This window comes from Sphingomonas sp. (assembly GCF_039595165.1).
Lineage (GTDB): Bacteria > Pseudomonadota > Alphaproteobacteria > Sphingomonadales > Sphingomonadaceae > Sphingomonas.
The window spans coordinates 31,268-49,843 of record NZ_JBCNMA010000006.1; the positions used below are offsets into that span (position 1 = coordinate 31,268).

General features: G+C 68.7%; 19 protein-coding genes and 1 tRNA gene. 13 read left to right on the forward strand and 7 right to left on the reverse strand.

All coding sequences use genetic code 11. The features are described from left to right. Positions 1 to 43: 43 nt before the first annotated feature. The gene (locus tag ABDV68_RS01915) at positions 44 to 1,312 is read left to right on the forward strand and encodes a nucleoside transporter C-terminal domain-containing protein (protein ID WP_343517955.1); all 1,269 of its coding nucleotides are present in this window, start codon (positions 44 to 46) and stop codon (positions 1,310 to 1,312) included. On the opposite strand, the gene ABDV68_RS01920 is transcribed toward ABDV68_RS01915, so the two are convergent. Further along, positions 1,309 to 2,178 (reverse strand): 3-hydroxybutyryl-CoA dehydrogenase, encoded by an 870-nt coding sequence (locus ABDV68_RS01920; protein ID WP_343517956.1) that lies wholly within the window; start codon positions 2,176 to 2,178, stop codon positions 1,309 to 1,311. The two genes, ABDV68_RS01915 and ABDV68_RS01920, sit on opposite strands and share 4 nt — an antisense overlap. Positions 2,179 to 2,248: 70 nt before the next feature. Here ABDV68_RS01920 and ABDV68_RS01925 point away from each other — a divergent pair, with 70 nt between their 5' ends. Beyond that, positions 2,249 to 3,277, forward strand: a complete 1,029-nt coding sequence (locus ABDV68_RS01925; RefSeq protein WP_343517957.1) for a DUF1176 domain-containing protein — start codon at positions 2,249 to 2,251, stop codon at positions 3,275 to 3,277. 3 nt (positions 3,278 to 3,280) lie between these two features. Here ABDV68_RS01925 and ABDV68_RS01930 read toward each other — a convergent pair whose 3' ends face one another. Genes ABDV68_RS01930 through ABDV68_RS01940 form a run of 3 tightly spaced genes read right to left on the reverse strand, consistent with a single transcriptional unit; the run spans position 3,281 to position 6,082 of the window. Then, positions 3,281 to 4,429: an AAA family ATPase gene (locus ABDV68_RS01930; protein ID WP_343517958.1), complete on the reverse strand. Its 1,149-nt coding sequence runs from the start codon at positions 4,427 to 4,429 to the stop codon at positions 3,281 to 3,283. Further along, positions 4,426 to 5,241, reverse strand: coding sequence for a glutaminyl-peptide cyclotransferase (locus ABDV68_RS01935; RefSeq protein WP_343517959.1), 816 nt, complete (start codon positions 5,239 to 5,241; stop codon positions 4,426 to 4,428). The genes ABDV68_RS01930 and ABDV68_RS01935 overlap by 4 nt, the downstream gene beginning before the upstream one ends. Positions 5,242 to 5,290: 49 nt before the next feature. Continuing rightward, the gene (locus tag ABDV68_RS01940; protein ID WP_343517960.1) at positions 5,291 to 6,082 is read right to left on the reverse strand and encodes a cold-shock protein; all 792 of its coding nucleotides are present in this window, start codon (positions 6,080 to 6,082) and stop codon (positions 5,291 to 5,293) included. 207 nt (positions 6,083 to 6,289) lie between these two features. Between ABDV68_RS01940 and ABDV68_RS01945 the strand changes: the two genes are divergently transcribed. The 10 genes from ABDV68_RS01945 (at position 6,290) to ABDV68_RS01990 (ending at position 14,349) form a co-directional block, all read left to right on the forward strand. Further along, positions 6,290 to 7,096 (forward strand): TerC family protein, encoded by an 807-nt coding sequence (locus ABDV68_RS01945; RefSeq protein ID WP_343517961.1) that lies wholly within the window; start codon positions 6,290 to 6,292, stop codon positions 7,094 to 7,096. Between the two features lie 30 nt (positions 7,097 to 7,126). Further along, positions 7,127 to 7,747: a ribonuclease D gene (locus ABDV68_RS01950; protein ID WP_343517962.1), complete on the forward strand. Its 621-nt coding sequence runs from the start codon at positions 7,127 to 7,129 to the stop codon at positions 7,745 to 7,747. 107 nt (positions 7,748 to 7,854) lie between these two features. Then, on the forward strand, positions 7,855 to 8,496 hold the full coding sequence (gene lptC, locus ABDV68_RS01955; RefSeq protein WP_343517963.1) for an LPS export ABC transporter periplasmic protein LptC: 642 nt from the start codon (positions 7,855 to 7,857) through the stop codon (positions 8,494 to 8,496). A 2-nt stretch (positions 8,497 to 8,498) separates the two neighbouring features. Then, positions 8,499 to 9,044, forward strand: a complete 546-nt coding sequence (locus ABDV68_RS01960; protein ID WP_343517964.1) for an LptA/OstA family protein — start codon at positions 8,499 to 8,501, stop codon at positions 9,042 to 9,044. A gap of 127 nt (positions 9,045 to 9,171) precedes the next feature. Continuing rightward, positions 9,172 to 9,951, forward strand: a complete 780-nt coding sequence (lptB, locus tag ABDV68_RS01965; protein WP_343517965.1) for an LPS export ABC transporter ATP-binding protein — start codon at positions 9,172 to 9,174, stop codon at positions 9,949 to 9,951. A gap of 119 nt (positions 9,952 to 10,070) precedes the next feature. Beyond that, the gene (rpoN, locus tag ABDV68_RS01970; protein WP_343517966.1) at positions 10,071 to 11,573 is read left to right on the forward strand and encodes an RNA polymerase factor sigma-54; all 1,503 of its coding nucleotides are present in this window, start codon (positions 10,071 to 10,073) and stop codon (positions 11,571 to 11,573) included. Positions 11,574 to 11,767: 194 nt separating this feature from the next. Beyond that, complete coding sequence (gene dapB, locus ABDV68_RS01975) at positions 11,768 to 12,496, forward strand: 4-hydroxy-tetrahydrodipicolinate reductase (RefSeq protein ID WP_343517967.1); 729 nt, start codon at positions 11,768 to 11,770, stop codon at positions 12,494 to 12,496. Further along, a complete protein-coding gene (gene nth / locus ABDV68_RS01980) occupies positions 12,493 to 13,155 on the forward strand; it encodes an endonuclease III (protein ID WP_343517968.1) in 663 nt (220 codons plus the stop codon). Before dapB ends, nth begins: the two co-directional genes overlap by 4 nt. Before the next feature lie 43 nt (positions 13,156 to 13,198). After that, positions 13,199 to 13,275: transfer RNA gene (locus tag ABDV68_RS01985), tRNA-Arg, on the forward strand. Between the two features lie 225 nt (positions 13,276 to 13,500). Beyond that, the gene (locus ABDV68_RS01990; RefSeq protein WP_343517969.1) at positions 13,501 to 14,349 is read left to right on the forward strand and encodes a rhamnogalacturonan acetylesterase; all 849 of its coding nucleotides are present in this window, start codon (positions 13,501 to 13,503) and stop codon (positions 14,347 to 14,349) included. Between the two features lie 2 nt (positions 14,350 to 14,351). Here the strand turns inward: ABDV68_RS01990 and ABDV68_RS01995 are convergent, their stop codons facing one another. Further along, on the reverse strand, positions 14,352 to 14,810 hold the full coding sequence (locus tag ABDV68_RS01995) for a DUF2721 domain-containing protein (protein ID WP_343517970.1): 459 nt from the start codon (positions 14,808 to 14,810) through the stop codon (positions 14,352 to 14,354). Positions 14,811 to 14,891: 81 nt separating this feature from the next. Between ABDV68_RS01995 and ABDV68_RS02000 the strand changes: the two genes are divergently transcribed. After that, positions 14,892 to 16,022, forward strand: a complete 1,131-nt coding sequence (locus ABDV68_RS02000) for a GNAT family N-acetyltransferase (protein ID WP_343517971.1) — start codon at positions 14,892 to 14,894, stop codon at positions 16,020 to 16,022. Here ABDV68_RS02000 and ABDV68_RS02005 read toward each other — a convergent pair. Together ABDV68_RS02005 and ABDV68_RS02010 are read right to left on the reverse strand one after the other, a co-directional pair. After that, entirely contained in the window at positions 15,994 to 17,538 is a 1,545-nt protein-coding gene (locus ABDV68_RS02005; protein ID WP_343517972.1) for a sulfatase, read from the reverse strand. The genes ABDV68_RS02000 and ABDV68_RS02005 overlap by 29 nt on opposite strands. After that, positions 17,535 to 18,575 (reverse strand): alpha/beta hydrolase, encoded by a 1,041-nt coding sequence (locus tag ABDV68_RS02010; RefSeq protein ID WP_343517973.1) that lies wholly within the window; start codon positions 18,573 to 18,575, stop codon positions 17,535 to 17,537. The genes ABDV68_RS02005 and ABDV68_RS02010 overlap by 4 nt, the downstream gene beginning before the upstream one ends. Position 18,576: the final 1 nt, after the last annotated feature.

Consider the following 18,576-nt stretch of genomic DNA (forward strand, 5'->3'; position numbering starts at 1 on the left):
CCCGTACGCCGTGCGACAGACGCGGCTCTTGGGGGCTTTCCAGTTGAACAATCTTCCGATCGGCATTCTCGGCATCGCCGCGATCATCGGCATCGCGGTGCTGCTCTCGTCCAACCGCCGCGCGATCCGGCTGCGCGTCGTCGGCGCCGCCTTCGCGCTCCAGGCCGGTATCGCCGTGCTCGTGCTCTACGTCCCCGCCGGCCGGTCGGTGATCGAGGGGATGGCGCGGGGAGTCTCGGCACTGCTCGGCTATGCCCAGGCTGGCACCGACTTCATCTTCGGCCCGCTCGCCAAGCCCGAGATGGGCGGCCACAGCTTCGCGATCGCCGCGCTGCCGGTGATCATCTTCTTCGCCAGCCTGGTCTCGATCCTCTATTATCTGCGCATCATGCCGCTGGTGATCCGGTGGATCGGCGGGGCGATCGAGAAGGTGACCGGGGTGAGCAAGGTCGAGTCGCTGTGCTCGGCCGCCAACATCTTCGTCGGGCAGAGCGAATCGCCGCTGGTCATCCGTCCCTATCTCGCGAGCCTCACGCCGGCGCAGCTGTTCGCGGTGATGAGCGTCGGCATGGCCGGGGTCGCGGGCACGATCCTCGCCGCCTATGCCGCGATGGGGGTCGGCATCCAGTATCTCCTCGCAGCATCCTTCATGGCCGCGCCGGGCGGCTTGCTGATGGCCAAGATCATCATGCCCGACGAGCCGGCGAGGCAGGCCGAACTCCCGCTCGAGGGCGAAGCGCCGGTCGATCCCGAGGAGGCCGCGATCCGCGCGGTCGAGAAGGACCTCGACGAGGAACGCCCCGCCAACATCATCATGGCCGCGGCGATGGGCGCGCAGATCGGCGTCAAGATCGCGGTCGCGGTGGGCGCGATGGTGCTCGCCTTCGTCGCTTTGGTCGCGCTCGCCAACGGCCTGCTCGGCGTGGTCGGCGGGTGGTTCGGCTATCCCGCGCTGACCTTCCAGGGGGTGATCGGGACGGTGTTCGCGCCGATCATGTTCCTGATCGGCATCCCCTGGGCCGAGACCGGCGCGGCGGGCAGCCTGTTCGGCACCAAGATGGTGCTCAACGAGTTCGTCGCCTTCCTCAACCTCGGCACGACGCCGGGGCTGAGCCAGCGCAGCGTCGCGATCATCACCTTTGCCCTGTGCGGCTTCGCCAATTTCAGCTCGATCGCGATCCAGATGGCGGCGACCGGCAGCCTCGCGCCCAACCAGCGCCCGATGATCGCCAAGCTCGGCATCAAGGCGCTGATCGCAGGCAGCCTCGCCAATTTGATGAGCGCCGCGCTGGCGGGGTTGCTGCTGCCTTAGCGGGTCGGCACCGGCTCCGCGCCCGAATAGTCGTAGAAGCCGCGCCCGGTCTTCCGCCCGTACCAGCCGGCCTCGACATATTTGACGAGCAGCGGGGCGGGGCGGAACTTGGGGTCGCCGGTGCCCTCGAACAGCACCCTGGTGATCTCGAGGCAGGTGTCGAGGCCGATGAAGTCGGCGAGGGTGAACGGCCCCATCGGGTGGTTGAGGCCGAGCTGGATCGCGGCGTCGATGTCGGGGATCGTCGCCACGCCCTCGCCGAGCGCGAAGCACGCCTCGTTGAGGAAGGGCATCAGCACGCGGTTGACGATGAAGCCGGGCGCATCGTTGGCGTGGACGATGCGCTTGTTCAGCGTCCTGCCATAGGCTTCGACCGCCGCGACCGTCGCGTCGCTGGTGGCGAGGCCGCGGATCAGCTCGATCAGGCCCATCACCGGCACCGGGTTGAAGAAATGCACCCCCATGAAGCGCGCCGGATCGGGCGAGGCCTGCGCGAGGCGCGTGATCGGGATCGACGAGGTGTTGCTGGCGAGGATCGCGTCCTTGCCCAGCACCTTGCCGACAGCGGCGAAGATCTCGCGCTTGATCTCTTCGCGCTCGGTCGCGGCTTCGATCACCAGGTCGCAGGGGCCGAACGCGCCGGTGCCGGCGACGCACTCGATGTTGGCCAGCGCCGCATCCATCGCCTCGCTGGTGATCTTCTCCTTCTCGACCGCCCGCGCGAGCTGCCTGGCGATGCCCGCCTTGCCCTTCTCGGCGCGCGCCTGGTCGATGTCGGACAGCAGTACGCGATAGCCCGCCTGCGCCGAAACCTGGGCGATGCCCGCTCCCATCTGCCCCGCGCCGATCACGCCAACCGTCTGCATGCCTGTTCTCCGAAATCTGATATGCAGGCGTCCTACCGACTCGCTCGCGAAACGGCTAGAAGGGGGTTTCATGCTGACGATCGCGCTGCTCGCCTGGGCCCAGGCGGCCGCTCCGCAACCCGCTCCGGTCAAGGTGTTCGGCGCCTGGGCCGTGGGCTGCGACAACGCCAGGCGTTGCGAGATGACTTCGATCTGGCCCGACGACAACCAGCCCGAGGAAGGCTCCCCTTACGATCAGGTCTCGGTCTCGATCGATCGCGCGGCGGGGCCGGCGGGCGGCTTCACGGTCGAGATTCAGCTTCCGGGCAATTCGGGCAGCGACCGGGTGCGGGTGAGCACCGAGCGCGGCTTCTCGATCTGGGCCGTGCCCAGGAACGACCTGCTCCGCTTCACCGGCGCGCAGGCGGCGCAGATCATCGCCGCGATGGTCGACGGCACCGACCTGCGGGTCGGCGACGAAACCTCGGTGAGCGGCATGGCCTCGCTCAAGGGCTCGTCGGCGGCGCTGCGCTTCATCGATGCCGAGCAGGGCCGCGCCGGCACGGTGACCGCGGCGGCGGCGAAGGGCGCCAAGCCGGCGAGCACCGTGCCCGCGCCGCCCGCGCTGCCGCAGATCGGCTATGTTCGGCCCGCCGGCGCCGCCGCGCCCTTCACCCCGGCGATGCGCAAGGCGCTCGACAAGTCGAGCGAGTGCGGCAGCGTCTATGAAGGCGGCACCGGCGAATTGCCGGGCGTCGAGACCCATGCGCTCGGCGGCGGCAAGACGCTGGTCCTGCTGCCGTGCGGGAGCGGCGCCTATAATTTCTCGACCGCGCCCTACATCCTGTCGGGCAAGGGCGCGCCGGTGCGCGCGCGCTTCGACGTTTCGCCGGGGATGATCGCCGAGGGACCGCAGGAGCTGGTCAATGCGAGCTTCGACGCCAAGACCGGGCGCCTCGAAAGCTACAGCAAGGCGCGCGGTATCGGCGATTGCGGCGGCGCCGAGACCTATGTCTGGGACGGCGCCATGTTCCGCCTGGTCGAGGCGCGCTCGATGCCCGAATGCCGCGGATCGATCGACTGGCTCACCACCTGGCGCGCGCAGGCGGTGCCGAAGTAAGCGCTACCGCGCCGGCCAGGCCCAGTCCGGACGGCCGGCCTGATCGACGATCGTCTCGCCCAATTCCTTGCGAAGCTCGATGCGGAAGGTTTCGGCATGCCGGTCGAGCGCGTCCACCAGCCTCGAGGCGTGCGAAACGACGATGACCTGGCACCGCTCGGATGCCTTGACCAGCAGCCGCGCGAGCGGATCGAGAAGGTCGGGATGGAGACTCGATTCGGGTTCGTTCAGGATCATCAATTCCGGCGGGCGAGGCGAGAGCAGCGCGGCGGCGAGCAGCACGTAGCGAAGCGTCCCGTCGGACAGTTCCGACGCGAGCAACGGGCGAAGAAGCCCATATTGCCGCATCTCGACCTCGAACCGCTCGCCGACCGACAGGGTCGCGCCGTCGAAGGCATCGGCGATCGCGTTCTCCAGGCTGTCGACGTCGCCGATCTCGATGATCGTCTGCAGGGCGGCGCCGATGTTCGATCCGTCGCCCGCCAGGACCGGGGTGAAGGTTCCCACCTGTGCCCGGCGCGCCGGGGCGTCGCGGTCGGTGCGGAGATCGTCGTAGAAGCGCCAGCCGCGCATGCGCTCGCGCAGGAGCAGCAACTCGAGCCCGTCGGCTGCATCGGCGCAATGCGTCATCATGCTGTCGAAGGCGGAGAGATTGCCGAAGCCGTCGCGCCAGACCCCCGATTCGCCGCTTCGAACGCGGACCAGCGGACCATGGCGATCCGCGAGCAGGTTGGCCCGGCCCAGCGTCGGGCCGGTCCACAACGCCTCCACCTTGATCTGGGGGTCATGGCCGAACCGGGTGCGCGACGGGATCGGCAAGCCGAGGTCGATGGCGTAGCCGAGGTCTTCGGTGGCGAAGCCCAGTTTGAGACTGACCGGCCCGCTCCGCACCGTTCCCTGAACCGGCCGCGTGCCGCTGCGCATCTCCCGGCTGAACTTCTCCGGCCCTGCCCACAGCGTCGACCCCAGGCCCCCTTCCGCCGCCAGCGAAGCGATGGCGCGGCCTTGCGCGACCTCGGTGAGCAGTCGCAATGCCCGGTACAGGCTCGATTTTCCGCTGCCGTTCGCTCCGGTGACGACATTGAGCCGCCCCAATGCCAGCGTCACCTCGCGAAGCGAGCGATAGCCGGACACGGCGAGGCTGGTGATCATCCGGCGCCGCCGCTCGCCTCGGGCAGTGCGATCTCGAACAGCTGCGGCCAGCGCTTGCCGGTGACGTAGAGCTTCCGGACCCTGGCGTCATAGGCGATGCCGTTGAGCACCGACTCGCTGTCCGGCACCTTGACCGACGCGGCGACCGCACGGAGGTCGATCACGCCCTTGATCACGCCCGTCGCCGGGTCGATCCGCGCGATCAGGTCGCTATGCCAGATGTTCGCGAGGATCTCGCGGCGGGCATATTCGAGCTCGTTGAGCTGACTCACCGCCCGCCCGCGCCAGGTGACGGTGATGCGGCGGCGTTCGGCAAAGGTGGCGGGATCGAGGAAGCGCAATTCGCTGCTGCCGTCGGACAGGATCAGGCTCTCGCCGTCCTGAGCCAGCCCCCAGCCTTCGCCGGAATAGGTGAACTCGCCGAGCTTGCGGAAGCTGTCGCGATCCCAGCGGAAGCCCTTGCCGTGCTTCCAGGTCAGGCTGACGATCGTCTTGCCCCAGGCTGTGCTGCCCTCGCCGAAATATTGGGCGGGCAAGCGTGTTTCGCGGATGACCTTGCCGGTCTTGAGATCGACTTCGCGGATCGCCGATTCGCCATGCTGGCCGGTGCTCTCGAACAGCCGCCCGTCGCTGAAGAACAGTCCCTGGGTGAAGGCGCCCGCATCGTGCGGATAGGTCGCCACCACCTCCGCCGCCTCGATCCGCTCCAGCGGCGAGGCGGCCGGCGTCTCCGCCGTTTGCGGTGCGGAGGAAGGGGGAGGGGCAGAAACAACCGGGGCCGCCCCGGCCAGCATGGCCAAGGCGACCCCCATTGTCGCTCCGCGCCCGGCCGCGATCAGCCGGAGCATGGCGCGCGTTCCGTTACTGCGCCGGCTGCAGGTTCACCGCGGCATACTTGCCGCGACGGTCCACCTCGAGCTCGAACTCGAGCCGGTCGCCTTCGTTGAGCGTCGGCATGCCGGCACGCTCGACGGCCGAGATGTGCACGAATGCGTCGGGCTGGCCGTCGTCGCGCTGAATGAAGCCGAAGCCCTTCATCGCGTTGAAGAACTTGACCGTGCCGGTCGCCTTCTCGCCGGTCAACTGGCGCTGCGGGCCACCCGCACCGCCGGCGCCGCGCGGACCGTCACGGTCGCGCGGGGGGCCGCGGTCCTCGACCGGAAGCGGCTCGCCGTCGATCTTGAGCTCGGTCGCGCTGATGCGCCCGCCGCGATCGACCAGCGTGAAGCCCAGCGGCTGGCCCTCGGCCAGGCCGGTGAGGCCGGCCTGCTCGACCGCGCTGATATGCACGAACACGTCCTCGCCGCCATCGTCACGGACGACGAAGCCGAAGCCCTTCTGGCTGTTGAAGAACTTGACCACGCCGGTGCCTTCGCCGACGACCTGCGGGGGCATGCCGCGGCCGCCGCCACCACCGCCGCCGAAGCCACCGCCGCCACCGCCGCCGCCGAAGCCGCCACCACCGCCACGATAGCCACCGCCACCGCCGCCGAAGCCACCACCGCCGAAGCCGCCACGATCACCGAAACCGCCGCCGCCGAAGCCGCCGCGATCGCCATAGCTGCTGCCGCCGAAATCGTCGCCGCCGAAACCGTCGCGCTTGTCTCTGCCGCGCCCGCCGCGATCCCCGCGGCGCCCTCGATCAAAACTCATTGCCCTGTTCGTCTTCCCGGTCGCCCAACTCGATCTTGAAAGCCGTGCGCCGGACGAAGACGCAGACATTCCGGCGCTCTAACGACACGCCCATGGAATCGGGTCATAACCGAGAACGGGACAATAGGCGAACGATTTCGTCGCGATTCCAGCACTGGTCCAGCGCATACTTGCGCATGCGTCGCAGGGACGGCAGAGCAAATGTCCATGGATATCGCCGCTTTGCTCGCCGACCCGGCCGCCTGGGCCGCCCTGCTCACCCTGATCGTGATGGAGGTGGTGCTCGGCATCGACAACCTCATCTTCATCTCGATCCTCACCAACAAGCTGCCCGAGCACCAGCAGCAGCGCGCGCGCCGAATCGGCATCGGCCTCGCGCTGGTGATGCGCATCGTGCTGCTCTCGATGATCTGGGTGATCGTCTCGCTGACCACGCCGGTGTTCGATCTCGGGCTGCAGGGCGCGCCCGGCGCGCATGGCGAGCCGAGCTTCGAGACGGCGTTCTCGTGGCGCGACCTGATCCTGATCGCGGGCGGGCTGTTCCTGGTGTGGAAGGCGACCAAGGAAATCCACCACACGATCGATCCGGTGCCCTCCGAAGACGAGATCCTCGACAAGAAGCAGGTCGCGACCCTCAACTTCGGCGGCGCGATTTTCCAGATCATCCTGCTCGACATGGTGTTCTCGGTCGATTCGATCCTGACCGCGGTCGGCATGACCGACGAGATCGCGATCATGGTGACGGCGGTGATCGTCACCGTCGGCGTGATGCTGGTCGCGGCCGACCCGCTGGCGAACTTCATCAAGCGCAATCCCACGGTGGTGATGCTCGCGCTCGGCTTCCTGCTGATGATCGGCGCCGTGCTGATCGCCGACGGCTTCGGCGTGCACGTGCCCAAGGGCTATATCTATGCCGCGATGGCCTTTTCGGCGCTGGTCGAAATCCTCAACATGGTGGCGCGCAAGTCCAAGACGAAGCGCGACGCCGCCGGCGACCGGCCTGCAGGCCATTGAGCGTTCAGGCTTAAACGGCTAGGCGGACGCATGGCCGTTTTCCTGCACGAAGAAGATATTCCCCAAGGCATCTTCGCCCCGGGCGTCGACATCGCCGTCGATACCGAGACGATGGGGCTGATCACGCCGCGCGACCGGCTGTGCGTCGTCCAGCTTTCCGCCGGCGGGGAGGACGAGCATCTCGTCCGCTTCTCGCCAGGCAGCGACTATGCCGCGCCCAATTTGCGCGCGCTGCTCGCCGATCCTGCGCGGGTGAAGCTCTACCACTTCGCGCGCTTCGATCTCGCCGCGATCCGCCATTATCTCGGCGTCACCGCGGCGCCGGTCTATTGCACCAAGACCGCCTCGCGGCTGGTGCGTACCTATACCGACCGCCACGGCCTCAAGGACCTGGTGCGCGAGCTGCTCGGGCAGGAGATCTCGAAGCAGCAGCAATCGTCCGACTGGGGCGGGCCGGTGCTGAGCGACGCGCAGAAGGACTATGCCGCCTCGGACGTGCGCTTCCTCCACGCAATGCGCGAGGAGCTCGACCGCCGCCTCGCGCGCGAGGGACGGGTCGCGCTGGCGCAGGCCTGCTTCGACTTCCTGCCGCACCGCGCCGAGCTGGATCTCGCCGGCTGGCCCGAAGTGGATATCTTCGCGCATGTTTGAAATCGTGCCGCACCAGCCCGCTCCCCCACCCGGCCACCCATTGAGTGTACCGTGTGGGTGGCCGGGTGGGGGAGGGGGCTGGTGCCGCTCTCTCGGCGAGAACGCGCATGTCTGAGATCGCCGTCCAGGAACGCTCGCGCCGCAAGCGCTGGGCGCGCCCGGGCAGCAGCCATGATCATATCATCCGCACGATGCTGCTGGTCCTTCCCGCAGGCATCGGCGTGCTCGGCGCCTTCCTGGTGATGGCGCCCTTGTTCATGGGGGGCGACGTCTCCTTCGTGCTCGACAAGAACAAGGTCGATGTCGCGAGCGAGCGGCTGCGCATCCAGTCGGCGCGCTATCGCGGCGAGGACGCCAAGGGTCAGCCTTTCGTATTGCGCGCGGGATCGGCGGTGCAGAAGAGCTCGGCCGAGCCGGTGGTCCAGCTCAACGACCTCGCCGCCGGCATCCGCCTCTCCGACGGTCCGGCCGAGGTGCGCGCCGAGCGCGGCCGCTACGACATGGACAGCGAGCAGGTCGCGGTCGACGGCCCGATCACCTTCCGCAGCGCCGACGGCTACCAGCTCGACACGCGCGATTCGACGATCGACCTCAAGAGCCGCCGCCTGACCGGCACCGGGCAGATCGACGGGCGCACGCCGCTCGGCACCTTTAGCGGCAACAAGATGACCGCCGATCTCGACAAGCGAACCGTGCGGATCGAGGGCAATGCCCGCTTGCGGATCGATCCCAAGCGCGCAAATAGGTGATCATGGCCCGCCCGCTCCTCATCCTCGCGCTCGCCGCCACCGCCACCACCGGGGTGCTCGCCACCTCGGCGCTGGGCCAGGCGCGCCACGACTCGAACGCGCCGATCGATTTCGCCGCGCAGAGCATCGACCTGCAGGACCGGGCGAACCGCGCGATCCTGTCGGGCGGGGTGCGAATCACCCAGGCGAACATGACGCTGACCGCGGCGCGTGTCACCGTCACCTATACCGGCCAGATCACCGACGGCTCGCCCTCGGTGTCGCGCTTCGACGCGTCGGGCGGCGTCACCGTCACCCGGCCCGACCAGACCGCGCGCGCGCAATATGGCGTCTACGACATCAACCGGCGCGTGATCACGATGCTCGGCAACGTCACCCTGACCCAGGGCAGCAACCGCGTGAGCGGCGGGCGGCTGACGATCAACCTCGACACCGGCCGCGCGTCGATCGACGGCTCGGGCGTCGGCACGACCAAGGCGCCCGACGGCAGCGTGATCAAGTCGGGCGGGCGCGTCACCGGGCGCTTCACCGTTCCCAAGCGCGATTGACCGCAGGCGGGGTTTACACCGCCGGGTTCCATCCTAACTTCGCGCCGTGGCTCGTCATGCATGAAACTTGCCAAGTGACTGCGCGGCAAGGAATCGCTAAGCATCGCCTGCGACCAGGAAGGGCATGATGGCAGACGTCGAAACGCTGGAACCGGTAACCGCCGCCGATACGGGCAGCCCGCCTTCATCGGGCCTGGCCGTGGTGTCGATCGCCAAATCCTACGACAAGCGCGTCGTGCTGTCCGACGTGTCGCTGTCGGTCGGCAAGGGCGAGGTGGTCGGGCTGCTCGGGCCCAACGGCGCCGGCAAGACGACCTGCTTCTACTCGGTGATGGGGCTGGTCAAGCCCGACGCCGGGCGCATCATGCTCGACGGACAGGACATCACGCCGCTGCCGATGTACCGCCGCGCGATCCTCGGCCTCGGCTATCTGCCGCAGGAAACCTCGATTTTCCGCGGGCTCACCGTCGCCAAGAACATCTCCGCCGTGCTCGAGCTCGCCGAGCCCGATCGCGCGGCGCGCGAGGCGCGGCTCGAGCAGCTGCTCGAGGAGTTCGGGCTGACGCGGTTGCGCGACGCGCCGGCGATGGCGCTGTCGGGCGGCGAGCGGCGCCGCGCCGAGATCGCCCGCGCGCTCGCCGCCGATCCTTCGATCATGCTGCTAGACGAGCCGTTCGCGGGCATCGACCCGATCTCGATCGCCGACATCCGCGACCTGGTGAAGGAGCTCAAGACGCGCAACATCGGCGTGCTCATCACCGACCACAACGTCCGCGAGACGCTCGACATCGTCGACCGCGCCTCGATCATCTATGACGGCCGCGTGCTGTTCGCGGGCTCGCCGGCGGACCTCGTCGCCGACGCCAACGTCCGCCGCCTCTATCTCGGCGAGGGCTTCTCGCTCTAGGACATGTCGCGCCGCCTCCTCCCCCTCCGTCGCCCCAGCGCAAGCCGGGGTCTCGCGGTTTCGGAGCGCGAGCTTGCCGCACGAGACCCCAGCTTTCGCTGGGGTGACGGGCAACATCCATGAGCCTCGCTCCGCGCCTCGACCTGCGGCAGTCCCAATCGCTGGTGATGACGCCGCAGCTGCAGCAGGCGATCAAGCTGCTGGCGCTGTCCAACCTCGAGATCGAGACCTTCATCGCCGAGGAGATCGAGAAGAACCCGCTGCTCGACGCCGGCGCCGGCGAGGAGCGCGAGCCGGCCGACGCGCCGGAGCCCGAGTTGCTGGCCGAGCGCGAAGGGCCGGCGGATGCCGCCGAGCTGCTCGATGCCGGCGCGGCGACCGGCGAAGCCTCGCTCGACGTCGATTTCACCGCCGAGACCTTCCATCACGACAGCCCCTCGGACTCGATCGGCGGGCTCGACGGCGGGCTGGGGCTGGCGGGCACGGGGTCGGGCGGCGCCGGCGATGACGGTCCCGACTTCGACAGCTTCTCGGCACCCGATCTCAGCCTCGCCGATCACTTGCTCGCCCAGGCCGGCGCGGCGGTCGACGGCGCGGACCTGTTCATCGCCCAGCACCTGATCGACCAGATCGACGAGGCGGGTTATCTCACCGTCTCGCTGCTCGACGTGGCGACGCGGCTCGGCGTGCCGCTGGCGCGTGTCGAGGCGGTGCTGGCCGTCATCCAGACCTTCGACCCCACCGGCGTCGGCGCGCGCGACCTCGCCGAATGCATCGCGCTGCAGGCCAAGGAGGCCGACCGCTACGATCCGTGCATGGCCGCGCTGATCGCCAATCTCGACTTGCTCGCGCGCGGCGAGCTGGCGCGCCTGAAACGCATCTGCGGGGTCGACGACGAGGACATGGCCGACATGATCCGCGAGCTGCGCGGCTATGATCCCAAGCCCGGCTGCCGCTTCGGCGGCGAGCCCATGCTGGCCGTCACCCCCGACATCTTCGTCGCGCCGCGCGGGCAGGGCTGGGCGGTCGAATTGAACGGCGCGACGTTGCCGCGCGTGCTCGTCAACCGCGCTTATTATGCCGAGGTATCGGCGGGCCCGCAGGACAAGTCGAGCAAGGCCTGGCTCAGCGACATGCTCGCCAGCGCCAACTGGCTGGTCAAGGCGCTCGACCAGCGCCAGCGCACGATCATCAAGGTCGCGTCGGAGATCGTGAAGCAGCAGGAGGCATTCTTCCGCCACGGCGTCTCGCACCTCAAGCCGCTGACCCTGCGCCAGATCGCCGACGCGATCGAGATGCACGAATCGACCGTCAGCCGCGTGACGTCGAACAAGTACCTGTCCTGCGCGCGCGGGCTGTTCGAGCTGAAGTATTTCTTCACCTCGGCGATCCAGTCCGCCGATGGCGGCGACGCGGTCTCGGCCGAGGCGGTCAAGAGCGCGATCCGTGCGCTGATCCAGGCCGAGGATCCGCGCAAGATCCTGTCGGACGATACGCTGGTCGAGATGCTCAACGCGAAGGGCTTCGACATCGCCCGCCGCACCGTCGCCAAATATCGCGAGGCGATGGGCATCGGCAGCTCGGTCCAGCGGCGGCGGCAGAAGGCGCTCGAGGGCGCCTGAGACTCGTCTTGAGATGCGCGAAAGTGCGCATTCTGACACGGTACCGGCCCGCTCCCCCGCCCGGCCACCCACGCCAGTGTATCTTGATGGATGGCCGGGCGGGGGAGCGCGCCGTGCCGCAATGCGCCGACAGGCGCATTCTCAAAAAGAAAAGCGCTGTTGCGCTCGCCGTCATCCGTGTCAAAGCAGCGGCCATGACCAGCATCGGCATCTACGGCAGCCTCGGCCGCATGGGCGTGGCGATCCGCGACATCCTGGCGGAGCAGGGCGTTGGCTTTGCGGGCGGCGCCGATGCCGGCGACGATCCCGCCGCGGTCGCGGCTGCGGCGGATGCGCTGGTCGATTTCTCAACCCCCGTCGCGCTGGAAGCGCACCTCGCCGCAGCGCGCGCGGCCGGGACCCCGATCGTGATCGGCACCACCGGGCTCAACGCGCAGCACCACGCGCTGATCGACGATGCCGCGCGCGACATCGCGGTGCTGCAGACCGGCAACACTTCGCTGGGCGTCGTGCTGCTGGCGCGGCTGGTACGCGAGGCGGCGGCTCGGCTGGGGCCCGACTGGGACATCGAGATCGCCGAGATGCACCACCGCCAGAAGGTCGACGCGCCGTCGGGCACCGCGCTGATGCTGGGCGAGGCGGCGGCGGCGGGGCGCGAGGTCGCGCTGGGCGAAGTCCGCGTCGCCGACCGTGCGGGCCTCACCGGCGCGCGTGCGGAAGGGACGATCGGTTTCGCCTCGCTGCGCGGCGGCACGGTCGTCGGCGATCACCTGGTCGTGCTTGCCGGAACCGGCGAGCGGATCGAGCTCGCCCATCGCGCGGGGGATCGCGCGATCTTCGCGCGCGGGGCGGTCAGGGCGGCGCTGTGGCTCGCGGGCAAACCCGCCGGCCGCTACACGATGGATGCGGTGCTCGGCCTTTGAAGAAGGCCGACATCTTCCACTTCTTCGAGCGGCTGGCTGAAGCCAATCCGCATCCCGAGACCGAGCTCGAATCGGTCAACGACTACACGCTGCTCGTCGCCGTGGTGCTCTCGGCGCAGGCGACCGACGCCGGCGTCAACAAGGCGACGCGGCGGCTGTTCGCGCAGGTCGACACGCCCGAGAAGATGGTCGCGCTCGGCGAGGAGGGCTTGAAGCAGCACATCAAGACGATCGGCCTGTTCAACAGCAAGGCCAAGAACGTCATCGCCCTTTCGCACGCGCTGATCGCCGAGCATGGCAGCCGGGTGCCCGCCGATCGCGACGCGCTCGAGAAACTCCCCGGCGTGGGGCGCAAGACCGCCAATGTGGTGATGAATGTCGCGTTCGGGCAGGAGACCTTCGCGGTCGACACGCACATCTTCCGCGTCGGCAACCGCACCGGCCTCGCCCCCGGCAAGACGCCGCTCGCGGTCGAGAAGCAGCTGGAGAAGAAGGTGCCGCAGCCCTTCCGCCTGCACGCGCATCACTGGCTGATCCTGCACGGCCGCTATGTCTGCAAGGCGCGCACGCCCGAATGCTGGCGCTGCATCGTCGCCGATCTGTGCGCCTACAGGCCCAAGACCCCGCCGCCGAAGGGCTGGGACCCGGCCGCCGTTTAGCGCTGGCGCGGCGGCTTTTGCTTTGCTAGGCGCTGCAACCCACGCACCCGTAGCTCAGCTGGATAGAGCGCTGCCCTCCGAAGGCAGAGGCCACAGGTTCGAATCCTGTCGGGTGCGCCAAGGACCTCCGCCACTTTCGTCACTTGACGCACGCTTGCTCCCAGCGACTTTCCGGTCGGGCAGCGGAACATCGCCGCGTGCTCCGACTCGCGCACCCTGGCTCGTCGAACGCGCCGTGCGACGCGATCCGCAAATCACTTGGCGCGCCATCATGCTCCGGCTACATCTCATGCCCAATAATGATGCATGATCCCATTAAATGGGATTGGAGTGAGGATGGGCGAAATGCCAAGCGTGCTGAACCACAGGATCGTGCGGGCAACCACCGCCGTATCGCTCGCGCTGGCGCTGCTCGCCCAGACCTCGCCGACCACCGCGCCGCCGCCCCCGCTCGCCCGCGACGGTACCCCGCAAATCTTCATCGCCAGCGATTCGACCGCGCAGAGCTATGATGCGGCGCGCTATCCGCAGACCGGCTGGGGCCAGATGTTCGCTTGCGCGCTTCGCAAGGGTATCGGGCTGCAGAACCGGGCGATCGGCGGACGCAGTACCAAGAGCTTCCTCGCCGAAGGCCGCTGGGAGCGGCTGCGCGCCGACCTCCGCAAGGGCGACGTCGTGCTCATCCAGTTCGCGCACAACGATGCCAATCTGAAGCCCGAACGCTATGCGCCGGCGGAGACCGTCTATCGCGCCAATCTCGAGCGCTTCGTCACCGAGGCGCGGGCGGCGGGGGCGACGCCCGTCCTCGTCACGCCGATCGCGCAGCGCATGTTCGAGCCCGGCGGCCGCACCAAGGCGGGCTTCGCCGCCTATTCCGCCGTCGTGCGCGATGTGGCGAAGCGCGAGCGGGTGAAGGTCGTCGACCTCGAATCGCTCAGCCGGAGCTGGATCGACCGCGCCGGCGCCGAACGCGCCAAGGCATTCTACCTCCACTTGAAGCCCGAAGACGGATTCCAGGCCTTTCCGAACGGGATCGCCGACGACACGCATCTGAGCGAGCTCGGCGCGCGCGGTGCGGCCGCGCTGGTCGCGAGAGAGTATCGCCGCTTGCGGCTACCGCACTGGCAAAGGATCGACGCTGAGGTTCCGGCGCTGCTGCGCCGCGAACCGCTGGGGCGCCGCGGCTGCGTCTGACGCTAGCGGCCCTCGCGCTCGAGCAGCTCCTCGCGGATGTGCACTGCCTGAAGCGACAGGCGCACTTCGACCAGAAAGGCGATCAGCCCCGCCGTCAGCAGGAGCATCGAGGCGATGAAGGTCACCGCGACGATTCCACCGATGTCGAGATGAGTCAGCGTCGCGCTGAACATCAGCGCGACGACCAGGCAGATCAGGATCGCACTCGCGACGCACAGCCAGATCGAGGTGTTGATCACCGACAGCCGCCGGTCGATCAGCCGCAGCTCCCATACGTGCCGGTCGTGCTCGGCCCCCCGCGACACCGGGTGGAGCTGCTCGATCTTGCGCGAGCGATCGACCACGCGCGCCATGCGCCCGATCAGCACGTTGAGGAAGCCGGCGACGCCCGCGAGCAGGAAGACGGGCGCGATCGAGACCTGGATGGTCTGGGCGACGGTGGAGAGCATCAGCGGCTGCATTCGCCCCACTCTATGGCGCACGTGCCGCGCCGCCAAGCGGCTTGCACCGGTTGGTAACGCATTCGCGTTATCGCGCGGGACATGACCAGGCCGATGCCGCTCGCCGAGTTCACCCGCTTGCCCCCGCTGCTCGCCGCGAGCATCGGCGACGGCCTTGCCAGCGCGCTCGACACGGTCGCGGACCATGCCGCGCCGACGCACCGCTTCCTGCGCTATGGCTGGTTCGCCGCGGCGCTCGCGGCCTATGGCGGCGCGGCGCGCACGCTGACCGTGGCGCGCGAGGGCGTGCCGGTGCTGGCGCTGCCGCTCGTCCCGCTCGGCCCATCCTTCCTGCGCCTCGCCGCGGTGCCCGGCTGCTACTGGCCGTTCCGCAGCTTCCCCGCCGCGGCCGACGCCGGCGCCGAAGCCTTCGAGCTGCTGCTCGACCAGCTCGGGCGCGAGGCGAACGCGCTGCGCATCGGGCCGGTCTATGACGGCGACCCGGCGCTCGAGGGCCTGCGCGCCGCCGCCGCGGCCAAAGGCTGGGTCGCGCTCGATCGCTTCGTGGCGGAGAGCTTCCTGCTCGACATGACCGCGCTGCGCGGCGAGGGGACGTGGCCGCGCAACTCGACGCTGCGCAAGAACCGCTTCCACGAGAAGCATCTCGCCGAGCATGGCGCGCTCGACTGGAGCTTCGTCGCGGGCGCGGACTGGACCCAAGCGGCGTTCGACGACCTCGCCGCGATCGAGCGCAAGAGCTGGATCGCCTCACGCACCGACGGCAGCGACGCCAAGTTCACGAGCGACGGGCACGGCGCCTTCTGGCGCGCCGCCGCCAGCGATCCGGTGATCGCGGAGATGATGTGGGCGGCGCTGCTCCGCATCGACGGCGAGCCCGCGGCCTTCTCGTTCGACATGAATGCCGGCACGCTCAAATACGCCATCGCCAACAGCTACGATCCGCGCGTCGCCAAACATTCGCCGGGCAAGCTGCTGTACTATCGCAATCTCGTCCGCGCGCTCGACGACGGCATCGCGACCGTCGACTGGGGCGCTGGTGACAGCGGCTACAAGCGCGTGATCGGCGCCGATGCCGGACCCGCGATCCGCGACTGGCTGTTCGTGCGGCCCGGCTTCCCGGCGCTGGCGGGCCGCCTGCTACGCGGCTGGTGGCGGCGCAGCGGCCACGCCGCACCGGCCGAGTCTAGACCTGGCGAGGCGGCGGCCGAGTGAAGCTCGGCGGGAAGGGCGCGCCGGGCGTGCCCTTGGGACTGCGCAGCACGTTGCGTTCGCCTGAATCCGCGCTCAGCGGGATCTGCATCCCGTCGGTGTCCTCCAGCAGCTTGAACAGCTTGGCGCTCATCCGCTCCGCCAGCGCCTCATGCCCAGGCCGCGCGAGCAGATTGTCGTTCTCCTGCGGGTCGGCCTCGAGGTCGTAGAGCTCGTCGAGATCCCAGATGCCGTGGAAGCGGATGTACTTGTAGCGGTCCTCGCGCAGCGCGTGGACGGTCGGGGTCTGCGGAAAATTGCGCTCCCAATAATATTCGTAGACCAGCTCCTCGCGCCACGGCACCTTTTCACCCCGCGCCAGCGGAAGCATGTTCGCGCCCGCCATCCCCGCCGGCGCGGCGAGACCCGCCGCCGCGAGCATGGTCGGCGCGACATCGATATTGGCGACGACCTGTTCGACCGTGCCCGCCCCGAACAGCGCCGGGCAGCGCGCGATCATCGGCACGCGCATCGATTCCTCGTATGCGGCGCGCTTGTCGATCAGCCCGTGCTCGCCGAACATGAAGCCGTTGTCGCCCATGTAGAGGATCAGTGTGTCGTCGAGCTCGCCGCGCTCGGCCAGCAGGTCCATGATCCGCGCCAGCCCTTCGTCGACCGCGAGCAATGTCTCCATATAGGCCTTGTAGTAATCGGCGATGTCGAGCGTGCCGTGATAGGCGTACTCGACGCCGTGCCAGCTGTTGCGCTGGTTCTCGACCCACATCGGCCGCCCGGGCATGCCGGGCTTCATGTTGTCGGGGTAGCGGAACCTGGCATCCTTGTAGCGTCCGGCATGGCGCGGCGCAGGGATGAACTCGGAATGCACGGCCTTGTGCGCGAGGTGCATCATCCATGGCCGCTTGCGGTCGCGCTTGCCGATCCAGTCGAGCGCGTATTCGGTGAGCTCGTCGGTGATATAGCCTTTTTGCGGCACCTTGTTGCCGTTGACGTTGAGCCCGTCGGGATGGGGCAAATAATGGCCCTGGCCCTTGAAGCTAACCCAATGGTCGAAGCCCGGCTGCGGCGTATCGGTCTCGGCGCCCATATGCCACTTGCCGATGAACGCGGTCTCGTAGCCGGCACGCTGGAGATATTCGGGATAGTAAGTGAGGCCGGGCGGGATCGGATGGTTGTTGTCGACCACGCGGTGCTGGTGGGCATAGAGCCCGGTGAAGATCGAGGCGCGCGATGGCGAGCAGAGCGCGGTGGTGACGAAGGCGTTGCGGAAATGCACGCCCTCGCGCGCCAGGCGGTCGAGCGTCGGGGTCTCGCCGAAATCCTGCGCTTTCATGAACCCCATCGCGTCGTAGCGATGGTCGTCGGTCAGCACGACCAGGATGTTGCGCGGCCGCGTCCCGGAGAGGTGCTTGAGCGTGAGGTTCTTCTTCCGTGGATTCGCCGCCGCCGCCCAGCTGTACAGGCCGAACGCCCCGCCGCTGCCGGCCAGCAGCACGCCGCGCCGGTCGATCTCGTTGCTCATTCCCGTCCGCCCAGATGCTGGTCGAAGAAGCGTGCGATGACGCGATAGGCCTCGGTCGATTCCGGCATGTCGGGCCAGACGAAGAAGGCATGCGGCAATCCGTCGAACAGGAACAATTGGCTCGCTACCCCGGCTTGCGCCAACCGCCGGTGCGCCAGCGTCAGCGCGCTCGCCGCGAAGTCGCGGCTGCCCGCGAGCAGCAAGGTCGGCGGGAATGACTCGATCTCGGCTTCGGACAGCAGCGGGTAGGCAGCGGCATCGTCGGCCGCCACCCCCGCCATGTAGGGCGTCTGCAACAGGGGCGGCAGCGGCCCGGCCGGGGGCGCGGTGCCTTCGGCGCTCGGCCCGGCAAGATAGGCGCTGTCGCCGCCGAAGCCCGCCGCGGTTCCGCAGAAGGTGCCGAGCGCGCCGGGACGCGGCAGCCCCTGCCTGCGGATCCACGCGACCGACTGGGCGGCGATGATCCCGCCCGCGGAACAGCCATAGATACCGATCTGCTCCGGCCGGTAGTGCTCGAGCAGGGCGCGATAGACTGCGCTCACATCCTCCGACGCCGCGGGATAGCGGTGCTCCGGGGTCAGCCGGTAATCGACCGTGACGACCTTGATCCGCGCCGTCGCGGCGATCGGAATCGCCTCGACCAGCGCACCGCTGCCCGCTCCCCACATGAACGCGCCGCCATGGACGTTGATCAGCACGCGATCATGGTTGCGCGGATCGATTCCCGCCTCGGGCGTGACGATGTCGACCGCCACGCCGCCCAGCGACGCGCGTTCCTCGCGGGTGCGGAAGTGCCGCCGCATCTCCGCCAGCCGATCGTCATTGTATTTCTGGTAGAAGGCGCGCTGCTTCGCTAGGTCGCCCCCGAGATCCGGCGCCCGCGCCGTGCGCATGCGCAGAAGCACCGCCTTCGCCTCCTCGCTCAGCTGGTCCGAAGGCGGCAGCGTGAAGGCGGGTATGTCGACCGCGGCGGGGCTTTGCTGCGCCGGCGCCGGAGCGGCTGCGAGCAGCGCGAGCAGCGCGACGATGGTCTTCATG